Source organism: Sphaerimonospora mesophila (assembly GCF_001417795.1).
Classification (GTDB): domain Bacteria; phylum Actinomycetota; class Actinomycetes; order Streptosporangiales; family Streptosporangiaceae; genus Sphaerimonospora; species Sphaerimonospora mesophila.
Window position 1 is genome coordinate 416,601 of record NZ_BCBX01000035.1, and the last position, 25,419, is coordinate 442,019.

Below are 25,419 nucleotides of genomic sequence, written 5' to 3' on the forward strand. Positions count from 1 at the left end.
GGGGGGATCCTGGCGGAATCCCGGCTGTTCACCGTGAACCAGTCGTCCGGATGGGGCAGCCTCCTGCTGCTCGCCATTGCCGGGGCCGTGATCGGCGGGGTCAGCCTCTTCGACGGGGTGGGTACCGTCTGGCAGGCACTCCTCGGCTCGCTCCTGATCGGCTCGATCGCCAACGGCATGGACCTGCTGTCAATGCCCTCCTCCTACCGGTTCACCGTCACAGGCGCCGTGCTCGTCCTGGTGGTGATCATCGATGCCATGGCCCGTCGCCGGGCCGCCGCACTAAGCGGGTGACCGACCCGTTTCTCCTCACCTCTTCACCCTGAGGACAGCAAGATCATGCACAGGAATCCACTTTGCCGCCGCGCCGTTTCCATCTTTCAATAAGCTGCAGGTAATGACCGGAATGGAGTGATTGATTTGTCCGCTCGTCGCGAGATCGTCGCCAAGGGTGCCGCCGCCCCGAGCGCCTCCTACTCACAGGGGATCGCATTCGAGAACATGGTGGTGACGGCGGGTCAGGTCGGCAGCGATCCGGTCACGGGCGAGCTCAAGGACGGCCTGGCCGCGCAGGTCCGGGCGGCCATCGCCAACCTGGAGGCGGTGCTGGCAGCGGAGGGTCTCGGTCTCGAGCACGTCGTGAAGACGACATGCTTCCTCACCGACGTCGGTGATTTCGCCGAGTTCGACGCGGTCTATCGTGAGCTCTTCCCCGAGCCGCTGCCCGCCCGGAGCACCGTCGGCGTCGCGCTCGCCGGAGGTCTGCTCTTCGAGATCGAGGCATGGGCGGTCAGGCCATGACCGCACCCCGGTCGGCGGCCGAGCCGTCGCTGGATGTCGTGACGTTCGGTGAAGTGCTGGGCAGCCTGCTCGCCACGCAGGTCGGCCCGCTGGACGACGCCACCCACTTCGAGCGGCGGGTGGCCGGGTCGGAGCTGAACACCGCGATCGCGTTGGCCCGATTGGGACATCGGGTCGGCTATCTCGGCATGGTCGGCGACGACCTCTTCGGGAAGGCGGCCCGGGCCCGGTTCGCGGCCGACGACGTCGACACGTCGATGCTGGTCACCACCAGGGAGGCCGCGACCGGCATCCAGGTCAAGGAGCGGATCGTCGGGCGCGACCCGTTGTACATCTACTACCGCAACGGCAGCGCCGGCTCGAAGCTCGCCGCGTCCCCCGACGTCGTCGAATACCTGACGGCTGCACGGCACCTGCACGCGACCGGAATCCCCCTGGCGATCTCCCCCTCGGCTCGCGACTGCGCGTTCGAGGCCGTGGAAACGGCGCGGAGCAAGGGCATTCCGGTGAGCTTCGACCCCAACCTCCGGCCGGTTCTGTGGTCGGATCACCAGGAGATGGTCGACGTCATCAACGCGCTGGCCGTCCAGTGCGACTGGGTCCTGCCGGGACACGGCGAGGGAACCGTGCTGACCGGGAGCAGCGAACCCGAGGAGATCGCCCGGTTCTATCTGTCGCGTGGCGTACGCGGGGTCGTGATCAAGCAGGGCGCGCGCGGCGCGCTGCTGTTCACCGCCGACACGGTCTGGCGGTGTCCGCCGTTCGTGGTCGACGTGGTCGACACCCTCGGAGCTGGCGACGGTTTCGCGGCCGGGTTCGTCAGCGCGCTGATCGATGGTCAGCCGGAGGAGCGGGCGGTGGAACGGGCCTGCGCGGTGGGGGCCATGGCCACCACGAGCGACGGCGACTGCGACGGGATGCCGGCCCGGGCCGAGCTGACCGAGTTCATGGCGGCCCGCCGCGGCACGGTCGCGGAACGGCTGGTCGAAGGGCCGGTGGGGTAGTGGCCACGGGACTACAGGTGGCGCTCGACCGCATCTCCGTTTCGCGCGCCGTCGACCTCACCCGCGAGGTCGCGGAACATGTGGATTGGATCGAAGTCGGCACCTCGTTGATCAAGGCGCATGGCATGCCGGCCGTCGCCGCCGTCGTGGCCGCCGCCGGGACGACCCCGGTCCTGGCGGACACGAAGACCGCCGACGACGCGGTGACCGAGGTCGAGATGTGCCACGCCGCCGGGGCGCGGGCGATGAGCGTGCTGGCTCTGGCGCCGGACGAGACCCTGCGCGCGTGTGCCGCCCGGGCTCATGAGCTGGGCATGGAAGTCCTCGTCGATCTGCTGGCCACCGGTGCCGAGCGTTTCGACGGGCTGCTGGCCGAGTTCTCCGGCTCTGCCCACCTGGTCTGGGCCTCGCACATCGGCAAGGACCAGCAGAGGCAGGGTGCCGTGGACCATGCGCTCGATCGGCTGACCGAACGAGCCACGGGACACCGGCTCGCCCTGGCCGGCGGGCTCGGCCGGGAGGACGTGGCGGCACTCGCCGGCTCCCACCTGAATCTCCGCGTCATCGTCGGCTCGGCCATCACCAAGGCCCCGGACCCTGCGGCGACCGCGGCGGAGTTCCGGCGACTGCTCACGGCCGAGCCGCCTGCCGCCCCGAGCCTGAGAGAGGCGACTGATGATGACTGACACGGCCGTGACCGACACGACTCATGGCGACCCGGTCGACACCATCATGGGAGAGATCACGGCGGCGCTGGCCGGGCTCGACCGATCCGCGATCCGGGCCATGGCCGAGCTGACGATGCGGGATGGCCGCGTCTTCGTCACGGGCGAGGGCCGCTCCGGCTTCATGGCCCGGGCCTTCGCCATGAGGCTGATGCATCTGGGAACCCAGGCCTACTTCGTGGGCGACACCTGCACCCCGGCGGTCGCCCCCGGCGATGTCGTGGTGGCGGTGTCGGGATCGGGAACGACGGCCGCCACGGTCCGGACCATGAAGGCCGCGAGGGCCAACCGGTGTGAGACGGCCGCAGTCACCAGCGACCCGTCATCGGAACTGGCCACCCTGGCCGATCTCGTGCTGCACGTTCCCGGTGCGACGAAGCACCGCAGGAAAGGCGAACCGGTGACCGGTCAGCCCCTGTCCAGCCTCTTCGACCAGTGCGTCCACATCGCCCTCGACGCCGTCTGCCTGACGATCGCCGACAGCCGGCGCATCGACAACGAGACCGCCGTCAGGGCCCACGCCAACACCGAATAGCACGCGCGGCGAGGCGTCATCCGGACCGTCCCGACCGTCCGGTTGTCCGGGCCGTGCGGGCACCTTGGGAACACCTTGTGAGCACCTGAGGAACACGGTCCGGCGCCCTCGTCTCGATCTCCGCCCCTTGTGATGGGGGGAGCCGCCCGCGGAAGCCTCTCACGACCCCGGAGCCTTCGCGAGGGCCGGTCTTACGTGACGTACGGCCACTGGCCTGAGCGCGGCCGGCCAAGATCTTGTCTTGACGGCGATGGTCGTCTCGGGTCTAATGGCGGACTGTGTCGCGTGCCGCCGGACAGGTGGACGTCGGGGGCATGGAGACACCTTTACCTCCAGGGAGCCGCATCGTGAGTCCACACGTCACGCGCCTCGTCTGACGCCGCCGTAGGCCGCGTGGCCGTTTTTCCGCCACGCTCTCGCCTTCGACGCCGCTTTCCGCCGACGCTCATGCGTCCCCGGGCGCGTCTCCCTGAAATCAGCCGCCGTCTCTGCGGGTTTCCGTACGGCTCCCTGTGCGCCTCGCCTTCGGGCCGGGCCGTACGGCCGCGTGCGGCGGATCGGCGCGCCCCGTCTCGAAGAGATCCGGCAGAACCGTCGACCAGGCATCGGCGTCTGCCGTTCGAAACCGCGTGCCACAAGGAGTGCCCGCTTGTCCCTGCACCAGAACCAGAACCAGGCCCAGACACAGGCCCAGACACAGGCCCAGACACAGGCCCAGACACAGGACCAGACACAGGCCCAGACACAGGCCCAGGCACAGGACCAGAACCAGAATCAGGCCCAGGCACAGGACCAGGCCCACGAGCACGGCCCGTATGCGCGGCCGGCACCGTACATCAGCGAGTTCAACCGGCCGATCGTCGAGGAGTTCCGCGCCAACGGCGGGCGCGTCGGCGGGCCTTTCGCAGGAGGCGACCTGCTGCTGTTGACGACGGTGGGGGCGAAGTCGGGCAGGGAGCAGACGTCTCCACTGGGTTACGTCCGGGTCGGCGACCGGCTGCTCGTCGTCGCCTCGGCGGGCGGTTCACCCCGCCACCCTGCCTGGTATCACAACCTGCTCAGACATCCCATGGTGCAGGTCGAGATCGGCACCGAGACCTTCGGCGCGATCGCGGTCCCGGCGGAGGGCGCCGAGCGTGACCGATTGTTCAAGGAGATCGTGCGGGTGGCACCCGGCTACGGGGACTACCAGGCCCGGGTCGAGCGACGGCTGCCGGTGGTAGCGCTCGAACGCTCCTTCACCGAGGCCGGCCCCGAAGAGATCACCAACCTCGCCGACAAGCTCATCGAGATCCACCGGTGGCTGCGTGACCAGCTTCGCCGGGTCCGGGCCGAGGCGGATGCGCACTTCGCGGCGCGATCAGCCGCCACCGGTACGGACGCCGAGGCGGCCGATCCCCCGCGAGTGGGGCTCGGCCTGCAACTCAGACAGCACTGCCTGGCCTTCTGCGAGTCCCTTCAGTTCCACCACATGGGGGAGGACGCCCAGATGCTGCCCGAGATGGAGCGGCGGCATCCGCATCTGCGTGAGGCGATCGAGCGGCTGCGCGCCGAGCATCGCACCGTGGACAGGATCCGGGGCGAACTCGAGCGGCTGCTGGCGGACATCACCACCGCGGATCCCGACCGGTTCCGTGCCGAGCTGGACCGGATGGCCGTCGAGTTGGAGGCGCATCTGGACTTCGAGGAGGAGTCGCTCATCCCCGTCCTCGCGGCCATTCCCTTCCCGCCGGGGCCGCCCGCCGCCTGAGCCGCGACCGGCCAGGGGGAACCCGGGGTCATGGAGGTGGGAGCGTGAGGGAGGGAGGGGACCGCGGGAAACGCCGCCGGTCCCCTCCCGACGCGCCCGTGGAAGGCCGGAGCTCAGGTCGGCTGGGTCGTGCCGCGGCGATCGATGCCGGCCGAGATCAGCGGGTGGAGGGCGGTCCGGGCGAGACGGGCGGCGAGTGAGGCCGTGATGCCGTGCAGGGTGACCACGACGAGCACGGCGATGACCGCCCCGGTGAGCAGACCGGCCACCACGTCCGTCGGATAGTGCACGCCTGCGTAGACACGACCGAACGCCACCAGCAGGGCGAGCACGGCGGCGAGCGCGCCCAGCTTGCGATCCAGGAGAAACAGGCCGGCGGCGAACGCGCCCGCGATCACGCTGTGGTCGCTGGGCATCGAGAAATCATGTCCGCAGTGGAGCAGCACCAACGCATGGTGGATCGCGTTGCACGGGCGGACCCGGGAGAAGATCGGTGAGATCAACTCCTGGTTCACCTCGAGGGCCAGCACCGCGGCGAGGCCGGTGAGCGCGGCGGTCGCGACCGCGCCCGGCGGATGGAAACACCGACGGGCCCGCCACCAGCCGACGAGCAGGAGCAGCGCGAGCGCGGTCAGCCCGCCCCACCAGGCGTAGGCGGATACGACACCCTGCAGCCAGGGGGTGGATCGGGCGAAGCCGTTGATTTCCAGATAGATGCTCGTGTCGATGTCCATAGTGATTGGGTTTCCCTGCGACGTTCCCGGTCCCGCCCCAGCACGGTCTTCGGGTCGGTCAGGAACTCCCCGGCGCTGAAGCGCTCGCTTGACCGTTCGCTGAGCCGGGCGCGTAAACTCGTGATCAGGTGATGGGTCCCGCCGGGGCGGTGGCATGGTCTGCTCGACCATCCGTCCGCTGCCCGAACCGCCGCTGACGGCTGATGGCTCCTGACACAGGTCAGGGCCCTGGTCGTCTGAAGGGAGGCGGATGTGGGGGGAGGATCGATGCACGGACGTCCGCCGAGCGACCGGCCGGCGGATCCGCCGGTCGACCCGGACACCGACCCCGACGACATCGTGATCGACGCGGACGTCCGTACCGCGCCTCCCGACCCGGAGCGGGACGCCTCCGGATCGTCGGCACCCGACTCCGGGAGAGGGCCGGTCCGCGGCCGCGTGCGGACCGCCCAGCCCCGGAGGATCTGGGGCGTTCTCGCGATGATCGCCGCCGGGGGCGGCCTGGGCAGCGTGGCCAGACACCTGGTCGGTCAGGCGCTTCCCGTCCGGCCGGGGGCCTTCCCGTGGGCGACGTTCCTCGTCAACGTCAGCGGCTGCTTCGCGCTCGGCTGCCTGATGGTGTTCGTCCTGAGCGTCTGGCCGCCCAGATGGTACGTCCGGCCCTTTTTCGCGGTCGGCCTCCTCGGTGGATATACGACGTTCTCCACCTTCACCGTGGAGATCGTGGATCTCGTGATCCGCGGGGTCTGGACGTCTGCCGCCGCGTACGCCGTCGGCAGCCTCATCGCCGGTCTGGTCGCCGTCTGGGCCGGCGGCGTCGTCGCCGGTGCCGTCGCCGGTCTGACCGTACGGAATGTTCTCCACAGACGGACGAAATCTGTGGAGAACCCCTAGGCTGCGTCCCGGTCCCGAGCGTGCGCCCCTCGTCGGTACGGCCCTGCGGAGCGGACCTCAGCCCATGGTCTTCTGGCCGTCGATCGCCTCTCGGATGATGTCGGCGTGCCCCGCGTGCTGCGCGGTCTCGGCGATGACGTGCAGCAGCACCTGGCGCACCGTCCAGCTCGCCCCCGGCTCGAACCACGGCGCCTCCGGCAGCGGATGGGCGGCATCGAGGTCCAGGGTGCGCACCAACTCGTCGGTGCGCCCGGCGACCTTCTCGTACTCGGCCAGCAGACCGGTAAGGGTGTCGCCCGGCCCCATCTGGAACCCACTGGCCCAGTCGGCATCGTCAGCGAACATCGCCTCGGCGCCCCCGACGGCGAATCGGGCCCACTGATCCTCGACGCGGGCCACATGCTTGATCAGCCCGCCCAGACAGAGCTCACTGACGGTCGGCCGCTGCGCGGCCTGCTCGTCGGTGAGCCCCTGAACGGTGTAGCGCAGAAAGCCCCGGTGCTTGCCGAGACCGGCGAGCAGGTCCGCCCGCTCCCTGCTGAGAGTCGCGCCGTTCGTCATTGTGTCCCCCCATTGCTCGGTGTCATGCCAGACGCTACTAAGGCCGACCGACATTTCAGGGGAGCGAGCACGCGAGGCGGGCCCGCCACGGCGGTGATCGCCTACCGACCGCGATCAACCCCCCGGGCGGGCCCGGCGGAACGACACCAAGGGGGAGTTCTACTTGAACCGGCGCAGCCGGAGGCTGTTGCTGACCACGAAGACGCTGGAGAACGCCATCGCGGCTCCGGCGATCATCGGGTTGAGCAGGCCGGCGGCGGCCAGCGGCAGCGCGGCCACGTTGTAGGCGAACGCCCAGAACAGGTTGCCCTTGATCGTGCGCAGCGTGCGGCGCGACAACCGGATCGCGTCCGCCGCCACCCGCAGGTCGCCGCGGACCAGGGTGAGGTCGGCGGCCTCGATCGCGACATCGGTGCCGGTGCCCATGGCCAGGCCGAGATCCGCCTGCGCGAGCGCCGCCGCGTCGTTGATCCCGTCGCCGACCATGGCGACCTTCCTGCCCTCGGCCTGCAGCCGCTTGACCACGTCGACCTTGCCGGCGGGCAGCACCCCGGCGATCACCTCGTCGATTCCCACCTCGGCGGCGACCGATCTCGCCACGGCCTCGTTGTCGCCGGTGAGCAGCACCGGGGTCAGCCCCAGGCCGCGCAGCATCCTGATCGCCTCTGCGCTGGTCTGCTTCACGGTGTCGGCGACCACGATGATCGCGCGTGCCGCGCCGTCCCAGCCGACCGCGACAGCCGTACGGCCGGCCTCCTGGGCGGCCCGCAGCGCGCGCTCCAGGTCGGCGGGCAGGTGCTGGGACCATTCGGCGAGCAGGGCAGGCCGTCCGACGAGGACCGCGTGGCCGTCGACGACGCCCTGCACGCCCAGGCCCTCGACGTTGGCGAAGTCCTCCGGTGTGGGCAGGTCGCCCACCCGATTGGCCGCGCCACGCGCGATGGCCCTGGCGATGGGGTGCTCGGAGGCGTGCTCCAGCGCACCGGCCAGGCGCAGCACCTCCTCCTCCGCGACGCCGTCGGCGGTGACGACCTCGACCAGCCTCATCTTGCCCTCGGTCACCGTGCCGGTCTTGTCCAGCACGACGGTGTCGATCCCGTGGGTGGATTCCAGCGCCTCGGGCCCCCTGATCAGGATGCCGAGCTGAGCGCCGCGCCCCGTGCCGACCAGCAGCGCGGTGGGGGTGGCCAGACCGAGTGCGCAGGGGCAGGCGATGATCAGTACGGCCACCGCCGCGGTGAACGCCGCCCCGGCGCCCTGACCTGTGCCGAGCCAGAAGCCGAGCGTGCCGACGGCCAGCGCGATCACGATGGGCACGAACACCCCGGAGATCCGGTCGGCCAGCCGCTGCACCTGGGCCTTGCCGGTCTGGGCCTCCTCCACCATGCGTGCCATCCGGGCGAGCTGGGTGTCGGAGCCGACCCGGGTCGCGCGGACCACCAGCCGTCCCCCGGCGTTGATCGTGGCTCCGGTCACCTGATCGCCGGGACGTACCTCCACCGGGACCGACTCGCCGGTCAGCATGGCGGCGTCGACCGCGGACGTACCCTCCTCGACGACCCCGTCCGTGGCGATCTTCTCGCCGGGCCGTACGACGAAACGATCGCCCACCGCGAGCCGATCGGTCGGGATCCGCACCTCCCGGCCGTCGCGCAGCACGGCGACGTCCTTGGCGCCCAGCTCCATGAGGGCACGCAGGGCGGCGCCGGCCCGGCGCTTGGACCGCGCCTCGAAATAGCGCCCGGCGAGGATGAACGCGGTGACCCCGGCGGCGGCCTCCAGGTAGATGTTGCCGGACCCGTCGGTGCGCTCGATCGTCAGCACGAACGGGTGGGTCATGCCCGGCGTGCCGGCGGTGCCGAAGAACAGCGCCCACAGCGACCAGCCCAGCGCGGCGATCGTGCCGAGCGAGACGAGCGTGTCCATGGTGGCCGTGCCGTGCCGCAGGTTGGTCCACGCGGCCCGGTGGAACGGCAGACCGGCGTAGACCACGACGGGGGCGGCGAGCGTGAGCGACAGCCACTGCCAGTTGGTGAACTGCAGCGCCGGGATCATCGCCATCGCGATCACCGGGACGGCCAGCGCCACAGCGGTGATCAGCCGGTTCCGCAGCGGCCCGAGCTCGTCCTCCTGATCGGCCTCGGGCTCGGGAAGCCCCGGCGCCTCAGTCGTACGGACCTCGTCGGCGCCGATTTCCCCGGTCCCCGTGGTGGCGTGCGGCGGTGTCTCCACGGGCTCGGGGCGGCGCGGCGCGGGCATCCTGGCCCGGTAACCGGCCTTCTCCACCTCGGCGACGAGCAGCCCGGGGTCGAGACCCTCGGGGTAGCTGACCTTCGCCTTCTCGGTGGCGTAGTTGACCGTGGCGGTCACGCCCTCCAGCTTGTTGAGCTTGCGCTCGATGCGGTTGGCGCACGAGGCGCAGGTCATGCCGCTGATCGAGAGCTCGACCGTGCCGCCGGGGCCGGGTGGCCTGCCGTCGGTGATGGAAGTCATCGCCCCTCCTTTCTCGCGTCGTGCCCCGCGTCAGTGCCCGTGGTCGCCGGACTCGTGGTCGCCGGACTCGTGGTCGCCGGATTCGTGGGCGTCGGCGCCGTGATCCGCCGACCCCTGCTCGGCGTGGACGGTGAAGGCGGCCGTGTGCACGGTCCCCCCGTGCTTGAAGTCCAGGAACAGACGGTAGTCGCCGGGGCTCGGCGCCTTCGCGTGGAACGCGACCCGCTCGGCGGTCGAATCGCTTCCGGTGGCGGCCGCCGTACCTTCCGGGTGCACGTGCAGGTAGGCGAGGTCACCGGCGCGCAGCGCGACCAGGTGGCCGAAGGCGCCCAGGTAGGGCTGCAGGTCGGTGACGGGCCTGCCGTCCCTGCTCACCTCGAAGACGAGTGTGTCCGCGGCGCCGGAGGCGAGGGTCCCGGTCATCGTGACCGTGTAGCCGTCCACCGTGGCCGTACGGCTCGGCTTCGGCAGCGGCCGGGGCGTCTGATCGCCCGGCGCGAACAGGTCGACGCCCAGCGTGAGGCCGGTCGCGTCCTCGGGGACGAAGTCGGCGAACGCCCGGTACGCTCCGGCGCGCGGCAGCGTCAGCTCGACCGACCACACTCCGTCGCCCGCCTCTTCCGGGTGCAGGTGCAGGAACTCGCCGAGATCGCGTGAGACGACGATGAAGTGCAGCTTCTTCTCATGCTGGACCTGGTACGCGGTGAGCGGGGAGCCGTCGGGCCCGGTGACGGTGAACCGGAAGTCCACCGGTTCGCCCGGCGTGAGCACGGTGGTCTCGGGGACCAGGGTGTAGCCGTTCTGGGACACCTGCAGACCACCGGGCAGGTCAGACGCCGTTTCCGCGTGCGTGGCGTGGGCGCCGACGGCGTCGTGACCCCCCGGTGACGGATCATCGGGGGATGGGGACGCCGGGAGATGCCCGGCGTCGGCCGTATGCCCCGCAGGGCCGGCGACCACGTCACCGGCCGCCGCGCCGGCGCCCAGGGCAGCGCCGAAGAGCACGATCAGCCCGACGCCGTAGGCGCCCAGCTTCACGAGGTTCTCGTTCATGGGTTCACCACCTCGTAGCCTGCCTCCTGGACGGCGGCGACGATCGCCGCGCCGTCGGCGGAGCCGTCGCTGACGACCTCCATCAGGCCGGTCTCCAGCTCGACCTTGACGCCGGTGACGCCGGGGACCGCCTCGACCTCCTCGGTCACCGAGCTGACGCAGTGGCCGCAGGTCATGCCCTTGATCGTGTAGGTGCTGGTCGCCATCTCAATCGCTCCTCTTTATCCGGAAAACCGGTGTTCAACCGTGGATACCCACCCTAACACCCTACCCCCCTAGGGTATTTCCCCGCCACGCCCGGAAGGCGACCGACCTCCTGTACCCCCGAGGTCTCGTCCGTCCCAGGGGCTCGTCCGCCCCGAGTTCGCGGGCCCTCGCCGAACTCTACGAGCTCTCAGGTCAGGTAACGCGGCCAGAGGTACGGCACGGCCGGCGCGACGGTGATCACGGTCACCACCAGGCCGTACCCGGTGAACCGGCAGAAGCCGATCCGGTCGCCGCCGCGCTCGGCGAGGACGAGGACGAGGACGAGGCCGACGGCGTCGGCCGAGGCGCCGATCGCCGTGGCGTTCCCGCCGAGCGGGAGAGCGCCCACCGCAGCACCCGGGCGTCTCCGTCGGGAACCGCTGTGTGAGATCGGACACGATCGGGCGACCCCGCGCCGCGCAGCGTCACGACCGAGGGTTCGCAGTGCGGACGGGTCGCGGCACGAAGGCGGCCATCACCGGAGCGAGCACGGCCAGGCTCTGTAAGAGCATCACCGGGTTCTCGACGGCGGCCTTCTCGTCGAGTTGCATGCTCTCGGCGGCCCGACCGTGGGCGTACCGGAACGCCCTACGGAGCAGTGACCGGCACAGTCCGATCAAGGCGATCGTCAGTACGACGACCAGCGTCATGTGCCGACCAGCCGGGTCATCAGCGTGTTGAGCGTGACCGCGCCGAGCAGCCGTTCGCTGTCGACGACGGCGACGATCGGGCTGCGGGTGCGCGCCATCAGCGCCGCCACCTCCAGCACCGTGGCGTCCGGATCGGTCACGGGGAGCTCGCGCGGCTGGTCGGGCAGGGCCCGGCGCACGGTGAGGTCGCCGAGCGCGTGGATGAACTCGTCCGCGTGTGCCTCGTCGATCACCCGGGCGAGGGTGGGGTCGTCCTGGCAGTAGCCCGGCACCGCCAGCCGGAGCACCTGGGTGCCGGGGAGGATCGTGAACGGCGTCCTCCGCTCGTCGAGCACGATCAGGCCGGGCAGATCCCGCTCGACCATGAGGCGCGCCGCCTCGATGACCGGGGAGTCCACCATCACCGTGGGGACCTGGGTGATGAGGTCACGAGCGCGCATGGTTCACCTGCCCACGGCATTGCGGTTGTGCGGGTCACTTGCCGCCTTGTCGAAACGAGGAGCCGAACTCTTCGCCGACCAGGCTTCCCGGCACACTCACTTCACCTTAGCGGTCGTCCAAATGCCTGACGCGACCGGAGATGATCGATCAGAGGTGGTCGTGGCCGCCGCCGCCCAGAAGCCGCAGTAGGCGCTCCAGGTGCGGCGGCATGTTGCGCAGCCGTACGGCCCGGCCGTGGCCCTTGGCGGAATTCCCGCTGCCGAGGCCCGGGTCGAGCAGCACGCGCAGCCCCGACAGGTCGATGAAGCGCAGATCCGCGGCGTCGACGACGAGCGCGTGGTCGGAATCGGGCACCCGGGCCAGAGCCGAGGCGAGCGCGGCGCTGTTGGACACGTCGACCTCTCCGCTCAGCGCGACCGACGTGTCCGGAGGCGACCACGTGACACGGAGATGCCGGTCGGCGTAGAGAACGATGTGTTCCGGGCTGCTGTGTTCGAGGTTCCCGCCGGTGTCGGCGGGCGGACTGGCAGGCGGCGCCACGGCTCCCTCACGCGACCATGTCTCGCGGGGGGAGGGAGATCCCGACGGGGCGGGGAATGTCGATCCTCGTCACGAGCCCTACCTTCCTGATGGGCAGGATCAGTAATGATGAGGGTGGGGTGGAGACAGGATGCGTGTCAATGGTCCGAAGACATGATGTTGCGCACGTGTCCGATCACCGTGGATCGGCTGACAGGGGAACCGGGACTCGAGGTGGGAATCTCGAGGTGGGAATCTCGAGGTGGGAATCTCGGGGCGGGAATAAGGTGAAACACGACCTAGGTCGGGAAGGGATGCGAGGTCGGCGGGACGGTCTCCATCCGTGCCCTGCCGAGCGTGAAGCCCGCCCACACGGCCTTTCCCCGGGGGTGGATCGGCGTCCAGCCCCACATCTCGCTGACCCCCGCCACGACCTGCAGCCCGCGGCCCGTCTCGGCCACGTAATCAGGCTCCCGCAGGAGCGGAGGCGCGTCGTTCGGATCGGTGACCACGCAGAGCAGCGCGCGGCGGGAGCCGAACAGCAGCAACCGGACGGGACAGGGCGGGATCACCGGCCGGCTGAGCCCGTGCCGTACCGCATTGGCCACCAGCTCGCACACCGCGAGTGCCGCGTCGTCGACGATCTCCGGCATCGACCAGCCGTGCAGTACGGCGCTCGTGAAGTGCCGTGCCGTACGGGCGGCCAGGATCTCACGCTGGAACTCCTGCTGGGCGACTCGTAATCCGCCGCGCCGTTCGTCCGCTGAGGGCTGATCCTCCGGGGAAAGCCAGGGCCAGCGGGTTCCGCTGGGAAAGACCTGCTCCAGGGTGATCTGCCAGTGTTTCCAGCCGTCGCTATCGGCGTCCGCGAGGGAAGCGCTGTCTGCCCGATAACCAGTCATTGAGAGCCCTATGAGGTAGCTGTCGGCCATGTGGCTGGATGACTCAGTTAGTCATACTGCTCCCATTGATGCGTCTGTGCAAGTACAGATGCACGTGCAGACGCACAAACTTTTTTACTGAACCTGTCTAACGGCAAAGCGAGACATGATGACCAAGATCGAAAACGGAGTGCCCTCCACCCGCCTCGTGGGTGCCGCGTGGCGGAAGAGCCGCCACAGCAACCCCAACGGCAACTGTGTGGAGCTCGCCGCGCTGCCCAACGGCCGGGTGGCGATGCGGAACTCCCGCCATCCGGTCGGACCGGTCCTCATTTACGGCATATCAGACATTGCGGGCTTCATCACATCGGTCAAAGAGGGGGAGTTCGATGACTTCCTGCGTTGATTAGGTCCCTACCAGGGAAAATGATTGACCGCTTGCGTGACGAGGGGTTCGGAGTATCGTGAACCGCGCATCAGTAACCGGCGTGCCCGTAAGGACCTGCACATGATCGCCGCCTCGCCGGAAAGCACACCTCTCCTCCCAGATCCCCTGCCGACACAGCAAAGCCAGAGCCCCACCGTCCTGCGGATCATGCTGGGGGCGCAGCTTCGACGTCTGCGGGAGCGCAACCACATCACGCTCGAGGAGGCGGGACGGGAGATCCGCGCGTCCCACTCCAAGATCAGCAGGATGGAGCTCGGCCGCGTCGGTTTCCGTACCCGTGACGTCGCCGATCTCCTCACGATGTACGGCGTGCACGACGAGGGCGAGCGGGACGCCCTGCTCTCGCTCGTCCCCCGTGCGAAGGCCCCCGGTTGGTGGCACAACTACGACGACGTGCTGCCGTCCTGGTTCGAGACGTACGTCGGCCTGGAGGAAGCCGCCGGCGGCATCCGGAACTACGAGGTCCAGTTCGTTCCCGGGCTGCTGCAGACCGAGGAATACGCCCGGGCCGTGGTACGGCTCGGGCACGCCGACGCGGCGGCCGAGGAGGTCGAACGGCGGGTGCGGCTGCGCATGCTGCGGCAGGCGGTGCTGACACGGCCGGAGCCCCCGCATCTGTGGGCGGTCGTCGACGAGGCGGTGGTGCGCCGCCCGCTCGGCGGCCGGGCCGTGATGCGCGCCCAGCTGGAGCGTCTGCTGGAGCTGGTCGCGCTGCCCAATGTAACGCTCCAGATCGTGCCGTTCCTCGCGGGCGGACTCGCGGCGGCGGGCGGCCCGTTCAGCATCCTGCGTTTCTCGGAGGCGTACCTGCCCGACGTCGTCTACCTGGAGCAGCTCACCAGTGCCGTTTACCTGGACAAGCGGGAGGACGTCGACCGCTACCTGGTGGTCATGGACCGGTTGTGCGTCGCCGCCAAGTCCGTTCCCGAGACCAAGGACATGCTGCACCGGCTCATCGCCGAGCTGTGACACGGGTGGGCGTGTGCCCGTCACGGATCTCGCGTACGCGTCCGGGGGAGCGTGCGCGTGCCCGGGGACCGTTTGCGTCCCCGGGGATGTGGCATGCCTGGGGATGTGGCGTAAGCCGTACCGGAATGTGACGTAAGCGGTACCACAAAACGCGTGTCAGGCACGGCCCGGCGGTAAGTGGACTTACTGAACAGAAAGGCGCACCGGGGGGAACCGAGGGGCGGTGAGGGCCTTGCCGGGCAGCCTACTCAGTTTGGAGTTCGACCGGGACACGGTCACCGAGGTGCGGCATCTCGTCACGAGGTCGGCGAGGGAGGCCGGCCTCGCCGGCATCACGCTCGAGGACTTCGTCCTCGCGGTGCATGAAGCGGTCACCAACGCCGTCAGGCACGGCTTCCCACCCTGCGGCATCGCATTATGGCGGGAGCCGGACGCGCTCATCTGTGAGATCACCGACAGCGGCCCGGGCATCCCGCCGGAGGTCTTCCAGCGGCCCGAGCCCGTGGCGCGGTTCGACTACGGGGGACGCGGGCTGTGGCTGATGGACCTCCTGGCTGACCTCGACGTCAGCGCCGGGGCCGACGGCACGACGATCCGGCTGTCCGCGCCCGTTCAGTGATCCTTTCCGCTGAGAGCGGAGATCGGATTGAATGTCCCGAAGCTGGGCTGCAATCGCATTTGTCCTGCTCTGGCGTGATGGTTAGCACCGACACGACCTGGGCATTTCTGATCTCATCGACCCGAAGTGCAAGCCGTACGGCATGCCGGGCGGCCTATCCGTGACCGGCACATTCGGTTCACCCGATTACCGCGCGATCCGGGTCAGCAGCCGATCACTTGCTAGGCTGCAGGGAGCCGAAGAACCGGGCGTTGTCTCACCCGGCAGGTGAGACCGTTGAGAAGTGGGGTCACACCGTGAAGAAGCTGCTCGTTCTCGCACTTGTCGCTCTCGGGGGGTTGCTGGTCTGGCGTAAGGTGCAGGCCGACCGCGCCGAGCTCGACCTGTGGACTGAGGCCACCGGTAGCGAGAACTGACCATCTGGATGGGGCGTGATCGTGGCGGAAGGCGCGGGAATGCCACCCGTGAAGCTGGCCTGCCTCGACCTGGCGGGAACCACGATCGGTGACATCAGCATGGTGGAAAGGGCGTTCGCCGAGGCGATCGCCACGCAGGGCATCGTTCCTGGGACCAGTGCGTATGCGCGGGCGATGGTGCATGTGCACAGGTCCCGGGGATGCCCCAAAATCGAAGTTTTCCGCGGGCTTTTCCCCGACAACGAGGTGCAGGCGCAGGCGGCGAACCTGGCGTTCGAGCGATCCTACGAGGGCGCCATCGAACGGGCGGGGCTCACTCCCCTGGCCGGCACAATCGAGGCCCTCGAAAAGCTGCGCGACGCCGGAGTTAAGATCGCGCTGATCACCGGATTCAGCCGGTCCACCCTCGGCCGGGTGCTGAGCGCCCTCGGCTGGTCCGACAGGCTGGATCTCGCCCTGTGCCCGGAGGACGCCGGGCGGGGCCGGCCGTACCCCGACATGGTCCTCACGGCTCTGCTGCGCTGCGGGATCGACGACGTACGGCAGGTGGCCGTGGCCGGCGACTCGGAGAGCGACATGCTCTGCGGCAGCCGCGCGGGCGCGTCGATCATCGCGGGAGTGCTCACCGGCGTGCACAGTCGGGAGCGCCTGCTGAGCGGCGGCGCCACCCACATCCTCGACTCCATCGCCGACTTCCCCGCCCTGGCCCTGGGCACCGAGGCCGTCGCCCCCACCACCCGCTGACGACGCGTCGCGTGTGTCCGTCATCGCCCAGATGGTGGACATCGAGCGGCGTCGCGGTAAGTCGAGTGGCGCGAGGCCGTACGCTGTTGCTACGGTGTACAGGCCGGACGGCTTTGCGATCTATCGATTTCCCCAGGTCGCGGGATCGTTCCCGGAGGGGCCTTAGCTCAGCTGGCAGAGCGCCTGCTTTGCAAGCAGGAAGTCAGGGGTTCGAATCCCCTAGGCTCCACCTCGAAAAAAGATACCCCCGCCGATGATCGTTCGACGGGGGTGAGTGACTAACTGAGTGACTACGCTCTGATCTCGCCTGGGAAGATCTCGTCCATGGCTTCGGCACCCTCCAGCAGGACGGGCCGCAGCTGCTTCCGGTAGACCGTCTCTGTGACCACCGTGTTGGCGTGGCCCACCAGGCGCGAGATGTCTTCGATAGGCACGCCGGAGTCCGAGAGCAGCGAGACGAAGCTGTGTCGCATCTCCTTCGGGGTCCACCTCTCGCTGTCGAGCCCCGCCGCGTGCAGAACCTTCCGAAAGTCGCGCCGGACGTTCGTCGCGCTCAGCGCCGTACCGTTCTTGGTGCGAAAGACAAGCTCCGTGCCTGCCTCCCCCTCCTCTTTTGTCTGGACTTCCCAGAGCGCGCGCAGTGCTCTTACGCACCTCTGGGGCAACTTGAGAGTGCGCCGAGACTTCGCCGTTTTGGTGTCGCCCTTGCGACGGACAGAACGCCATACGTAGACGGCGAACTCTTCGTGATCCCATCCCGTGTCACCGACTGGTCGCCACGCTTTGCGTTCCTTGTCGAAGGTGACGACATGGGGCCAGATGAGCGCCCGAAGCTCTTCGGTCCGGGCGCCGGTGAGCAGCGACAGAACGATGTACGCGCACATTCTCACGTCGGCCTGCTCCGCGGCGGTCAGTACGGCGTTCGCCTGGTCGAGCGTGAATGCCTTCGATGGCCGGCCTTCTCGACCCTCGGGCACCTCGCAGAGGTCTACGACGTTCCGCTTGACCTTGTCACGGCGCATCGCGTTCTTCACCGCGCGGTTCAGGATCGAGTGGAGCATCTTGAGCGTGCGCGTGCTGAGCGCGTTCGCCTTGTCGGCCAGCCACCTATCGACATCTTCGACTGAGAGATCCCGGAGCTTCCGGGCACCCAGGGCCGGGATGATGTGATTCTCCGCGAACTCCTTGTAGAGGGTGACCGTTCCGGCGTCGCGCCCCTTCAACCCGTGCTCCAACCAATAATTGATCGCATCGGCGACGGTGTAGCCACTAGACGTGATCGCGAGACCGTCCTCATAGTCGCGGATGATCTCCTTGAGCTTCGTTTTGGCCTCGGTCTTGGTCTTGCCACTGGCCTTCTTCACAATCCTCTTGCCCTGCGGGGTGTAGCCCACGGTCACCGAGGCGATCCAGCGTTGACGAGCTTCGTCCCAGTGAAGGCCGCCATCCCCACGGCTACGGCGCTTGGTCATCAGGCGGCCTCCTCGGCTTCCTTCTCCAGCAGGACGAGGTACTCAGCGATCGCAGCGGCCGGGATGAGCCGCGTACGTCCCTCGGTGACCGACCGCAGACGCTTACCGCGGATCAGTTCGTAGACCTTGGTCTTGCCGAGGCCAAGCACACGAGCGGCATCGGGAACGCGGTAGAGCACGGGGCGGCTGACGGGCGGTGTCACAGCGGTTCCTCCTTCGGTGGTTGGTCGGTCAGGTGTTCTGCCAGTAGCGATTCGCCGGGGGTGTAGCCCTGGCCGGCGAAGCGCCAATGTGCGACGACGAGCGTGGTGTCGGGGTCGAAGGCCCAGCCGGTTTCGCGGAGTTGGGCCTGGCGGTAATCGGCCCGTGCCTGCCGGAGCGCGGTCATGGTGGTCGAGTAGGCGCGGGATCGGGTGGAGAAGTGGCCGCGGAAGCCGAGCATGTGCGCCCACTTGCGCAGCCGTAGGCCGAGCAGTTCGGGATGTTTGACGGGGTCGCCGAGGTCCCAGCAGGTACGGATCAGTCGGGCGGCATGCTCGGTGACGCCCTGCTCAGCGAGCCGGACAAGGTCATAGGAGCGGACGCGCCGGTCCAGGGTGCCCGCGGTTTCGGCGGCTTTGGTGGCGTACTTGGCGACGTAGCCGGCGACCTTCTGTTCGGTCAACTGGCCGCCGTCGCCGTCGCCCTGGTCGAGGTCACCCGGTTCGATCAGCCGTACGTCCACCTGTTCGCCCCACCCCAGGTGGCGGGTGGGTTGGCCGAGATCGGGTCCCTTGACCCGGACGGCGGCAACGGCGGAACGTATCGCTCCGTCGAGGAGCTGCACGTTTGCCCAGTCCGGGGGCGGGATCGGCGGGTCGTCAGGGTTGTCGGTTCGGCCGTCGAGGCGGATCACGGCGTGGAAGTGGACGACGCCACGGGCTTGGTATTCGGCGACCTTGGCAAACGACACTTTGACCTGCCGGTTGAACGCGGCCTGGCTGAGCCCGACAGCTCCGGCGAGGTGGCGACGTAGGTAGATGGTGAAGCGGCGCCACAGGTCCCCGGCGTGGGCGTTCCACAGCACGTGCCCGACGTAGTCATAGGTTGCGGGGTCGAGCGGTTGGCCGACGCGCGGGTCGTCGGCGGTGTGCCGCTCAAAGCAGGCCGGACCACTTCGGCGCGGGTGGCACACCTGAGGGTTGCCATTCTTGTTCGGCCCGCGATGGACCGGGCCGAAGCTCGGTGCGGTTAGGGTGGCGAACACACGCGGATGAGCGCGGACGGTCTCGGGAACGCCTTTACTCCCGCCGAGGAGACCGGCGCGGATCAGGTGGAAGGTGTCGCGCCGGTACAGCTCGGCGCAGGAGGGGCAGCGGGAGGCGCGCCGGTTGCCGCAGCGCACCATCAGTTGGCCGTGGGGTTCGGCTGCTGTGGAGTAGGAGGCGAGGACTTCCCCGGAGGCGGCATCGACGGTGAGACTTTCGCCAGCGAGGCGGATAGGTTCGGCGCAGCCGCCAAGTCGGGCGACTTGGGCGAACCAGCGGGTGAGGTCTGTGCCGGAGCGGCGGGCCAGGTCGGAGATGACCGGCCCGACCAGCTCGGCGAGCGGAGCGGGAGCGCTCACGCGGTGATCCTCCTTACCTCGGTGACGACGATGCGAGGGGCGCAGTTGCGGCACTGCTTGGCGTGGGGGACGCGGTCACCGCAGCGGACGCGGCGGCGGTGGCGGCCGAGCCGGACGGTTATCGGGGCCAGGCACGGGGACAACTCGGCCGAGACGACCGATCGGGTGATCGACCAGGGGTGATCTGTGCCGGGGGCGTAGGTCTCAGTGACGCGCACCTGGTAGACGCTCATGGCTCAGCCCTTCTTGCCGCTGACGTAGATGCGGCCGGTGGCGTGGCACTTGGTGCAGGGCATGGGCCGGTTGTTCACGTCGCGGCCGACGAAACAGAAGCCGTCACAGGCCGGGCATTCGCGGTACAGGGCGGTCATCGGCCGCACCGCCCGCACGTGGTCGAGGTGCGGGGGTTGACGCCACCGCAGCGGCACACCCAGATGGAGGCGGTACCGGGCGGGAGCCAGGGCGAGCCCGAGACGAGCAGGGGCAGGAGCGGGAGACGGTGGAGGTGGCGCATACTGGTGTCTCCTTTGCTTGTGGGCGAAGGGGACGCCCCGCGAGAGCGGCGGTTGCCGGCAAGCGTTGTCCGCTCTCGTGGAGGCGTCGTATGGGTGAGGGGTTGGGACTGTCCGGGTCTCTAGCAGCGGGGAATACCGTCGTCGCAGTCGCAGGCGGTGTCACGGGGGTCGTCGGTGAACCACCCGCACAGCACGCACCAGGAGACGGGGCTGTAATCGTCGGACTCCATAACCTTCCTTCCGGGGTGTAGATCAGCCCTTGGGCAGTGGGTTAGTCGTGGTTGTCGATGCCGGTGCCGTCGCAGTCGCGGCAGGTGGCGGCCTGGCCGTGGTCGTCGTTGACCAGGCCGGTACCGCCGCAGGTGCAGCAGCGGAACGCACCGACGAGAGTCACGCGACCTCGCCCCCGTTCGGGGTGTGGCCAGCGCCCGAGCAGGTCAGACACACGGCGTGCTGCTCGACGGTGCGGCGGCGCAGGCCACGGCCGATCACCTGGGCGATCAGGGCTTGGCCCTCGCCTTCGCAGTCTGGGCAGGGGGTGGGCGTGAGCAGGTCGGCCAGCATGGCCCGGTGGGCGGCGAACACCTCACCGCCGAAGCTGGTTGCGAGGTCGGCGAGCAACGCCGGGTAGGTGTCCGCTGTGATCCAGGCGGCGCGTTTGGCGTCGTCGGCACCGGCCACCGAGGGCAAGTTGGGGAGGGTGCCCAGGTGGGTGATGGCGGGGACGGTCACCATCCATGCCTCGTCGCTGGCGCGGGGGTCGGGCACGTACCGCGCGGGCAGCGTCCGCCAGGTCGCGCCGGGGATGATCAGGCCGGTTTCTTCTTCCAGCTCGCGGATTGCGGCGGCGCCGGGGTCTTCTCCGGGGTCGACGTGGCCGCCGGGGAGTGCCCAGCCGTGTCCGTCGCGGCGTTCGACCATCACCAGCCGGCGACGGCCCGCAATGGTGGCGGTCACGATCGCGTCGGCGCACAGGGCTTCGCCCCAGTGCCCGAGCTGGTTTCGGCCGTAGCGGATGCCGGTGGTCTCGCACGGGTTGACCGGGCGTCCGTCGATCACGCGGAACGGGATCGCCGCGGTGGCTTGCCTGGCGGGCCAGTCGATTCGGGTGGGGTCGGTTTCGGGGTCGGCCCATCCGGCGCGTACGCCGAGGGTCAGTACGTCGGGGTGGGTGTAATCCGTCACGGTGCTCAGTCCTTCCTTTTCGAGTGGGGGTGATCAGTTCAGGCGGGTGAGGAATCCGGCGAGACCGTCAGCGGCGCCGTGCAGGGCGTGCATGGTGTGGTTGACGATCTCGGCGGCCGAGGCCGGGCGGGTGAACAGGTAGAACAGCGCGAACAGCAGCAGGGAGCGGGTGATCAGCTTGCGGAGGAACATCGCCGGCCCCGGATCTACGCGGCGGCGGTGTTGCGGTAGCCGAACCAGGCGTCGAGGTCGCGCATGCGCTCGCGGGAGTCGGCCACGGCCTGGTAGGTGATCGGTCCGAAGTCCCGTGCGGTGATGTAGTCGATGCCGTCGGAGGCCGGGGAGCCGATCAGGTCGGCGACGCGGTCCACGGCGGCCCGCTGGTCGTCGTCGCTGCCCTGGGCGTGAACGGAGATCTCCGCGCCGTAGGTCGGGACGGGGACTTTGGGGTTGTCGGCCAGGAACGCGGCCAGGCGGCGCAGACCGGCGATGAACTCGGCGCGGGTGCTCGGGTCGGTGGTCATCGTGATCGGTGTCCTTTCAGACGGTCTCAGGCATGGGGGTGGGGGTGGTGATGTGGTGCAGCAGGTCGGCCGCCAGCTCAGGCGTGATCCGCATGCGGCGGCGCAGTTCCTCAGCCGTGATCGGGGCGCCGTGCAGGCGGGCGTACTCGTCGGCGAAGTAGCGGGCGTCATCGAGCACGGCCGGACTCACCTCGGGGCGTGGCGGTGCCGGAGGCGCGGCCAGTTCGGCAGGTGCCTCATCAGGGGTGACCAGTCCGGGACGCTCAACCGGGACGCCGGTCGAGGCCGCTGCGTGGTGCCGGGGCGGGTCGGTGACCAGTTCGGCGTCAACGACCGGCGACGAGGACGGGCAGGCGGACGGAATCGGTTCGGTGTGGCCGGCGCGGCGTTCGAGCATCGACATGGCGATTAGGAACGCACCCGCAGGCGTTGCGGCGACGATCCAGCCCCACGGCGACGGGTCGGCCTCTGCGAGGTTGGCCGCGAGTGTGAGCACGATGCCGCCGGCCAGGACCAGCGACGGCCAGGAGATCAGCCCACGGCGACGGCGGCCGGTGCGCTTGTCGCGTTGGATCTCGCGGGCGGCCATCACGCACATCAGGTCGATGCAGACCGCGACCGCCCATGAGCGCCAATCCCGCTGACCGTACTTGGCGGCAAGGGTGCTGATGTGGTCGAAGGACCCCACGGCGGCGATCACCGCGAGCACCATCACCGGGCCGGAATCGGCCAGCATCGAGCGCAGGCGACGCATGACAAGGGTCCTTTCAGGCAAGGGTTTTGACATGGGTCGGGTAGGGACCTGGCGTGAACCGGGGCTCACACCACGGCCCGAAGGGGTGAAAGATCAGGCGGGGATGTCGTCGAGATCCGGGGCGGTGAACTCCTCCAGCTCCACCACGTCCAGGTCACCGATCGCCGCCGTGCCGCGGGTGAGGTCGGCCCAGGAGGGGGCGAGATCGGCGAAGGTCGCGGCGGCGGCTTCGGCCTGTTCCTCGCTGACGTGCACCGACCGCATCCGACGCCACCGGCCCTCAGCGCCGACGACGACGGCGGTACCGGGACGGTTCGGGGAGATCTGCCGAGCGGCGTTCAACGCGCCGGGGTCCATGTCACCGAGCGCCATCTTGGCGGTTTCCTCGTCGTTGACCATGTGGCAGACCCGCCCGGTCAGCTGGGCGCGCAGCGCGGTCACGCCGGGGCCGAGGTCGGAGCCGACCCTTTGCCCGCACACCACCAGATAGATCCCGAAGGCGCGGCCGAGCTGGGCCAGCCGCAGCAGCCGGGTCGCCACGGCGGCGACCTCTTCCTTTTCCGACTTCGGGTCGGCCATCAGGAACAGTTCGGCGACCTCGTCCACCAGCACCACGATCGGCATCGGCCGCTTGCTCTCGGGTAGGCGCGGATGCCAGATGTTCTTGACCCGGTGCGACCGGCACAGCGCCATGCGGTCTTTGATGACGCCGATCAAGTCGGCCAGCAGCGCGGCGCACTCGGCCCGCTCGGTAGCAAGCGCCGACATCCGCGCCTCATACGGGGTGAACTCCACCCCGCCCTTGAGGTCGAACCCGACCAAAGCGACCGGCTGCGGCGCCAGCCCGACGATCAGCGCGTTGGCGAGATTCGACTTGCCGGACTGCGTCGCGCCGACGTTCAGCCAGTGCGGCACCGCGCGGAAGTCGATGACGAACGGCGAACCGGTGTCGAGCATGCCGACCCGGACCCGCAGCAGGTCCTCGGACAGGACCGGAATCGTGACCCGCTCCAGGGGATCGGACAGCGTCGCGACGAGGGTGACCTTGCCGGGCTTCCAGGAGGCCAGGCGCACACTGTGGACCTTCCAGGCGTGCGCGAGCTTGTCCAGCACCCGCCCGTAATCCTCCGGAGTCTGGCCGTCGTGCAGCCGAACCGTGATACGGAACCCCAGAGCGGTCGGGCGGATCACCCCCAACCGCGGGGCGCGCTCGACATCCACCCGCCGGATCTTCCGACGCTGCTGCAGCGTGAAGGGCTGTAGCACGGCTCAGCCCTCCATTCCGGGAAAGCCCGGGAAGGTCCAGCGGAAGCGCCGGCGACGCCGAGCCAGCCCGCACCCCGACGCGACCGCCCGCCACGTGCCGTAAACCATCAGCGCCTTGACTGGGAAGCCCAGCACCAGCCAGAACGACACCCGATGCACCTTGCGCCACACCAGCACACCGGCCACCCCAGCGCCGACGAGCAGCGTTGCCGGGATCAGGAAGTCCGTCATACTGGAGTCCTCCTTTCCTCTCTTAGGTGAGTTGGTGGGAGACCCCGGGGCGGCGCAAGCTGCCAGGCGAACGGCCGTCCCGGGACCTACCTCGTGTCTGCTCAGGCGGCCGGCGTCTCGTTGGCCGGGCGGATCGCCTCGCAGCGAAAGCCCATCCCCGACCGGCCGTTCATCTGCCAGTAGAAGACCGACAGGCCCACCGGACGGACCTGCACGCCCTGCGGGATCTGCGGGAAGTCGAGCGAGGGGAACGTGACCACGATCACCGGGTTACGCCGGTCGTCGTTCGGCTTGGGCAGCAGCGGGATCGTGTACAGGTCCCTGCCCTCCCGGTCCTTCTTGACCTCGCCCGTAGCCCGGTCGAGGATCTTCGGCTCAGCCTCGCCCGCGACCATGAACGACAGGGCCGAGGTGTCTACCGGGATGTTGCGCATGATCTTTACCTCCTGCGAAGGGACTCTAGTTGCCTACTCCTCTAGAGGAGCACTATTACTTGTATAGAGGAGCAGGAGGGAGGTGTCAAGCATTAATGGGCAGGCAACTCGTAAGTGAGCTGGTAGACGTCACCCGACATGATCGTGTCGCAGACCTCTACAGGGCGGCCTTCCAGGTCGTAAGCCGTACGGACGAGCCGGAAGACGGGAACGCCCGGCTCAAGAAGCAGGAGGCGGGCCTCCTCGCGGGTGGGCATGCGCGTCGAGACATCCTCAATGAACCGCTCAAGCTGACGGCCCTGTTCCTCAATCCGTGCGTAGATGCCGCCCGGTCCGGGATTGTCGTCCATGATGCGGGTTCCGCGAGCCAGCTCTGCCGGGATGTAGGAGGTCGCCATTTCGACGGGAGACCCATCCAAGGAGTAGCGCCGACTCCGTACCACTACCGCCTCGTCAGCACGGACTTTGAGGCGTTCCGCGATGTCTTCCGGAGCAGGTGCCTCCTTCACCTCGATCATGTCGACGTGGGCCTTGGCCCCGACCGTCTCAGACTCGGCGATGAAGGCGGCCTTACCCTCCTTGCGATGGCGGCGGGCGAAACGGTCGAACGCCAACCGCTTCACTGGACGACGAGCCCGAACGAACACGCCGCGGCCGTGCTCAGAGACGGCAAGGCCCTCCGCTTTGAGTTCCTGGATCGCCTGGCGGACGGTCATGCGAGCCACGCTGTAGTGCTCCATCAGCTGCGCCTCAGACGGCAGCTTCTCACCCGTATGCAAGCGGCCGTTCTGGATAGCTTCACGCAGATGGTCTGCGATCTGCCGGAACACAGCACGATCACTAGTCGGGTCAACCTGTCGGACAAGGATCTGATGATCGGCCATGCCCAGCTCCTCAACTCGTCCGCACGTCTACTACTGTTCAGGCTATCGAGCAATCGTCAATACCT

The 25,419-nt window shown here is 68.9% G+C and carries 35 protein-coding genes, 1 tRNA gene and 1 pseudogene; 13 read left to right on the top strand and 24 right to left on the bottom strand.

What is annotated here, in order from left to right; translation table 11 throughout:
- The 6 genes and pseudogenes from AP234_RS15695 to AP234_RS15720 all read left to right on the top strand — a co-directional run.
- A pseudogene (locus tag AP234_RS15695) lies at positions 1-294 on the top strand (sugar ABC transporter permease); the annotation flags it as partial.
- A gap of 126 nt (positions 295-420) precedes the next feature.
- The gene (locus tag AP234_RS15700; protein ID WP_063842935.1) at positions 421-801 is read left to right on the top strand and encodes a Rid family hydrolase; all 381 of its coding nucleotides are present in this window, start codon (positions 421-423) and stop codon (positions 799-801) included.
- Positions 798-1,805, top strand: a complete 1,008-nt coding sequence (locus tag AP234_RS15705) for a sugar kinase (protein ID WP_055480453.1) — start codon at positions 798-800, stop codon at positions 1,803-1,805. The genes AP234_RS15700 and AP234_RS15705 overlap by 4 nt, the downstream gene beginning before the upstream one ends.
- Complete coding sequence (locus tag AP234_RS15710) at positions 1,805-2,491, top strand: orotidine 5'-phosphate decarboxylase / HUMPS family protein (RefSeq protein ID WP_055480381.1); 687 nt, start codon at positions 1,805-1,807, stop codon at positions 2,489-2,491. The genes AP234_RS15705 and AP234_RS15710 overlap by 1 nt, the downstream gene beginning before the upstream one ends.
- Positions 2,481-3,065 (top strand): 6-phospho-3-hexuloisomerase, encoded by a 585-nt coding sequence (gene hxlB, locus AP234_RS15715; RefSeq protein ID WP_152990428.1) that lies wholly within the window; start codon positions 2,481-2,483, stop codon positions 3,063-3,065. Before AP234_RS15710 ends, hxlB begins: the two co-directional genes overlap by 11 nt.
- A gap of 835 nt (positions 3,066-3,900) precedes the next feature.
- Positions 3,901-4,815, top strand: a complete 915-nt coding sequence (locus AP234_RS15720) for a nitroreductase/quinone reductase family protein (protein ID WP_055480455.1) — start codon at positions 3,901-3,903, stop codon at positions 4,813-4,815.
- A gap of 113 nt (positions 4,816-4,928) precedes the next feature.
- Here the strand turns inward: AP234_RS15720 and AP234_RS15725 are convergent, their stop codons facing one another.
- Positions 4,929-5,549, bottom strand: coding sequence for a phosphatase PAP2 family protein (locus AP234_RS15725; RefSeq protein WP_055480382.1), 621 nt, complete (start codon positions 5,547-5,549; stop codon positions 4,929-4,931).
- A 267-nt stretch (positions 5,550-5,816) separates the two neighbouring features.
- On the opposite strand from AP234_RS15725, the gene crcB reads away from it, so the two are divergent.
- Complete coding sequence (gene crcB / locus AP234_RS15730; RefSeq protein WP_200926529.1) at positions 5,817-6,443, top strand: fluoride efflux transporter CrcB; 627 nt, start codon at positions 5,817-5,819, stop codon at positions 6,441-6,443.
- A 57-nt stretch (positions 6,444-6,500) separates the two neighbouring features.
- On the opposite strand, the gene AP234_RS15735 is transcribed toward crcB, so the two are convergent.
- The 9 genes from AP234_RS15735 to AP234_RS15775 all read right to left on the bottom strand — a co-directional run bounded on the left by AP234_RS15735 (position 6,501) and on the right by AP234_RS15775 (position 13,308).
- Positions 6,501-7,004 carry a DinB family protein gene (locus tag AP234_RS15735; RefSeq protein WP_055480383.1) on the bottom strand — a complete coding sequence of 168 codons (504 nt, stop codon included), beginning with the start codon at positions 7,002-7,004 and terminating at the stop codon, positions 6,501-6,503.
- Between the two features lie 159 nt (positions 7,005-7,163).
- Positions 7,164-9,497, bottom strand: coding sequence for a heavy metal translocating P-type ATPase (locus AP234_RS15740; protein ID WP_055480384.1), 2,334 nt, complete (start codon positions 9,495-9,497; stop codon positions 7,164-7,166).
- A 30-nt stretch (positions 9,498-9,527) separates the two neighbouring features.
- Positions 9,528-10,550: a hypothetical protein gene (locus tag AP234_RS15745; protein WP_055480385.1), complete on the bottom strand. Its 1,023-nt coding sequence runs from the start codon at positions 10,548-10,550 to the stop codon at positions 9,528-9,530.
- Positions 10,547-10,756 carry a heavy-metal-associated domain-containing protein gene (locus AP234_RS15750; protein ID WP_055480386.1) on the bottom strand — a complete coding sequence of 70 codons (210 nt, stop codon included), beginning with the start codon at positions 10,754-10,756 and terminating at the stop codon, positions 10,547-10,549. Before AP234_RS15750 ends, AP234_RS15745 begins: the two co-directional genes overlap by 4 nt.
- A 188-nt stretch (positions 10,757-10,944) precedes the next feature.
- On the bottom strand, positions 10,945-11,145 hold the full coding sequence (locus AP234_RS15755) for a hypothetical protein (protein ID WP_055480387.1): 201 nt from the start codon (positions 11,143-11,145) through the stop codon (positions 10,945-10,947).
- Between the two features lie 76 nt (positions 11,146-11,221).
- Positions 11,222-11,446 carry a hypothetical protein gene (locus AP234_RS15760; protein ID WP_055480388.1) on the bottom strand — a complete coding sequence of 75 codons (225 nt, stop codon included), beginning with the start codon at positions 11,444-11,446 and terminating at the stop codon, positions 11,222-11,224.
- Complete coding sequence (locus tag AP234_RS15765) at positions 11,443-11,886, bottom strand: CBS domain-containing protein (RefSeq protein ID WP_055480389.1); 444 nt, start codon at positions 11,884-11,886, stop codon at positions 11,443-11,445. Before AP234_RS15765 ends, AP234_RS15760 begins: the two co-directional genes overlap by 4 nt.
- 148 nt (positions 11,887-12,034) lie before the next feature.
- The gene (locus tag AP234_RS15770; RefSeq protein WP_055480390.1) at positions 12,035-12,427 is read right to left on the bottom strand and encodes an STAS domain-containing protein; all 393 of its coding nucleotides are present in this window, start codon (positions 12,425-12,427) and stop codon (positions 12,035-12,037) included.
- Positions 12,428-12,705: 278 nt separating this feature from the next.
- Positions 12,706-13,308, bottom strand: coding sequence for an ATP-binding protein (locus AP234_RS15775; protein WP_062416230.1), 603 nt, complete (start codon positions 13,306-13,308; stop codon positions 12,706-12,708).
- Positions 13,309-13,453: 145 nt separating this feature from the next.
- On the opposite strand from AP234_RS15775, the gene AP234_RS15780 reads away from it, so the two are divergent.
- From AP234_RS15780 to AP234_RS15800, 6 genes are all read left to right on the top strand, one after another.
- Complete coding sequence (locus AP234_RS15780) at positions 13,454-13,693, top strand: DUF397 domain-containing protein (RefSeq protein ID WP_200926530.1); 240 nt, start codon at positions 13,454-13,456, stop codon at positions 13,691-13,693.
- A gap of 102 nt (positions 13,694-13,795) precedes the next feature.
- A complete protein-coding gene (locus AP234_RS15785) occupies positions 13,796-14,704 on the top strand; it encodes a helix-turn-helix domain-containing protein (protein WP_083502139.1) in 909 nt (302 codons plus the stop codon).
- Positions 14,705-14,957: 253 nt separating this feature from the next.
- Positions 14,958-15,323: an ATP-binding protein gene (locus AP234_RS15790; protein ID WP_200926531.1), complete on the top strand. Its 366-nt coding sequence runs from the start codon at positions 14,958-14,960 to the stop codon at positions 15,321-15,323.
- A 251-nt stretch (positions 15,324-15,574) separates the two neighbouring features.
- On the top strand, positions 15,575-15,739 hold the full coding sequence (locus tag AP234_RS37245; protein WP_160330452.1) for a DLW-39 family protein: 165 nt from the start codon (positions 15,575-15,577) through the stop codon (positions 15,737-15,739).
- A gap of 39 nt (positions 15,740-15,778) precedes the next feature.
- On the top strand, positions 15,779-16,483 hold the full coding sequence (locus AP234_RS15795; RefSeq protein ID WP_055480459.1) for an HAD-IA family hydrolase: 705 nt from the start codon (positions 15,779-15,781) through the stop codon (positions 16,481-16,483).
- 156 nt (positions 16,484-16,639) lie between these two features.
- Positions 16,640-16,712 (top strand) — tRNA-Ala (locus tag AP234_RS15800).
- A 61-nt stretch (positions 16,713-16,773) separates the two neighbouring features.
- Here AP234_RS15800 and AP234_RS15805 read toward each other — a convergent pair.
- From AP234_RS15805 to AP234_RS15850, 14 genes are all read right to left on the bottom strand, one after another.
- Complete coding sequence (locus AP234_RS15805; RefSeq protein WP_055480393.1) at positions 16,774-17,955, bottom strand: site-specific integrase; 1,182 nt, start codon at positions 17,953-17,955, stop codon at positions 16,774-16,776.
- A complete protein-coding gene (locus AP234_RS15810) occupies positions 17,955-18,158 on the bottom strand; it encodes a helix-turn-helix domain-containing protein (protein WP_055480394.1) in 204 nt (67 codons plus the stop codon). Before AP234_RS15810 ends, AP234_RS15805 begins: the two co-directional genes overlap by 1 nt.
- A complete protein-coding gene (locus AP234_RS15815; RefSeq protein ID WP_055480395.1) occupies positions 18,155-19,561 on the bottom strand; it encodes a replication initiator in 1,407 nt (468 codons plus the stop codon). Before AP234_RS15815 ends, AP234_RS15810 begins: the two co-directional genes overlap by 4 nt.
- Positions 19,558-19,794 (bottom strand): hypothetical protein, encoded by a 237-nt coding sequence (locus tag AP234_RS15820; RefSeq protein WP_055480396.1) that lies wholly within the window; start codon positions 19,792-19,794, stop codon positions 19,558-19,560. Before AP234_RS15820 ends, AP234_RS15815 begins: the two co-directional genes overlap by 4 nt.
- A gap of 3 nt (positions 19,795-19,797) precedes the next feature.
- Positions 19,798-19,932, bottom strand: coding sequence for a hypothetical protein (locus AP234_RS39190; RefSeq protein ID WP_268778058.1), 135 nt, complete (start codon positions 19,930-19,932; stop codon positions 19,798-19,800).
- Between the two features lie 415 nt (positions 19,933-20,347).
- Complete coding sequence (locus AP234_RS39195) at positions 20,348-20,470, bottom strand: hypothetical protein (protein ID WP_268778059.1); 123 nt, start codon at positions 20,468-20,470, stop codon at positions 20,348-20,350.
- Positions 20,467-21,261: an NUDIX domain-containing protein gene (locus AP234_RS15825; protein ID WP_063842936.1), complete on the bottom strand. Its 795-nt coding sequence runs from the start codon at positions 21,259-21,261 to the stop codon at positions 20,467-20,469. Before AP234_RS15825 ends, AP234_RS39195 begins: the two co-directional genes overlap by 4 nt.
- Before the next feature lie 33 nt (positions 21,262-21,294).
- Positions 21,295-21,453, bottom strand: a complete 159-nt coding sequence (locus tag AP234_RS37250) for a hypothetical protein (RefSeq protein WP_160330453.1) — start codon at positions 21,451-21,453, stop codon at positions 21,295-21,297.
- A 14-nt stretch (positions 21,454-21,467) separates the two neighbouring features.
- A complete protein-coding gene (locus AP234_RS15830) occupies positions 21,468-21,785 on the bottom strand; it encodes a hypothetical protein (protein WP_055480397.1) in 318 nt (105 codons plus the stop codon).
- A 16-nt stretch (positions 21,786-21,801) separates the two neighbouring features.
- Entirely contained in the window at positions 21,802-22,539 is a 738-nt protein-coding gene (locus AP234_RS15835) for a DUF2637 domain-containing protein (protein ID WP_055480398.1), read from the bottom strand.
- Between the two features lie 93 nt (positions 22,540-22,632).
- Entirely contained in the window at positions 22,633-23,805 is a 1,173-nt protein-coding gene (locus tag AP234_RS15840; protein WP_063842937.1) for an FtsK/SpoIIIE domain-containing protein, read from the bottom strand.
- Between the two features lie 3 nt (positions 23,806-23,808).
- Positions 23,809-24,036, bottom strand: coding sequence for a hypothetical protein (locus AP234_RS39530; RefSeq protein ID WP_063842938.1), 228 nt, complete (start codon positions 24,034-24,036; stop codon positions 23,809-23,811).
- 101 nt (positions 24,037-24,137) lie between these two features.
- Positions 24,138-24,470, bottom strand: coding sequence for a hypothetical protein (locus tag AP234_RS15845; RefSeq protein WP_055480399.1), 333 nt, complete (start codon positions 24,468-24,470; stop codon positions 24,138-24,140).
- 92 nt (positions 24,471-24,562) lie between these two features.
- The gene (locus AP234_RS15850; protein WP_055480400.1) at positions 24,563-25,354 is read right to left on the bottom strand and encodes a GntR family transcriptional regulator; all 792 of its coding nucleotides are present in this window, start codon (positions 25,352-25,354) and stop codon (positions 24,563-24,565) included.
- Positions 25,355-25,419: the final 65 nt, after the last annotated feature.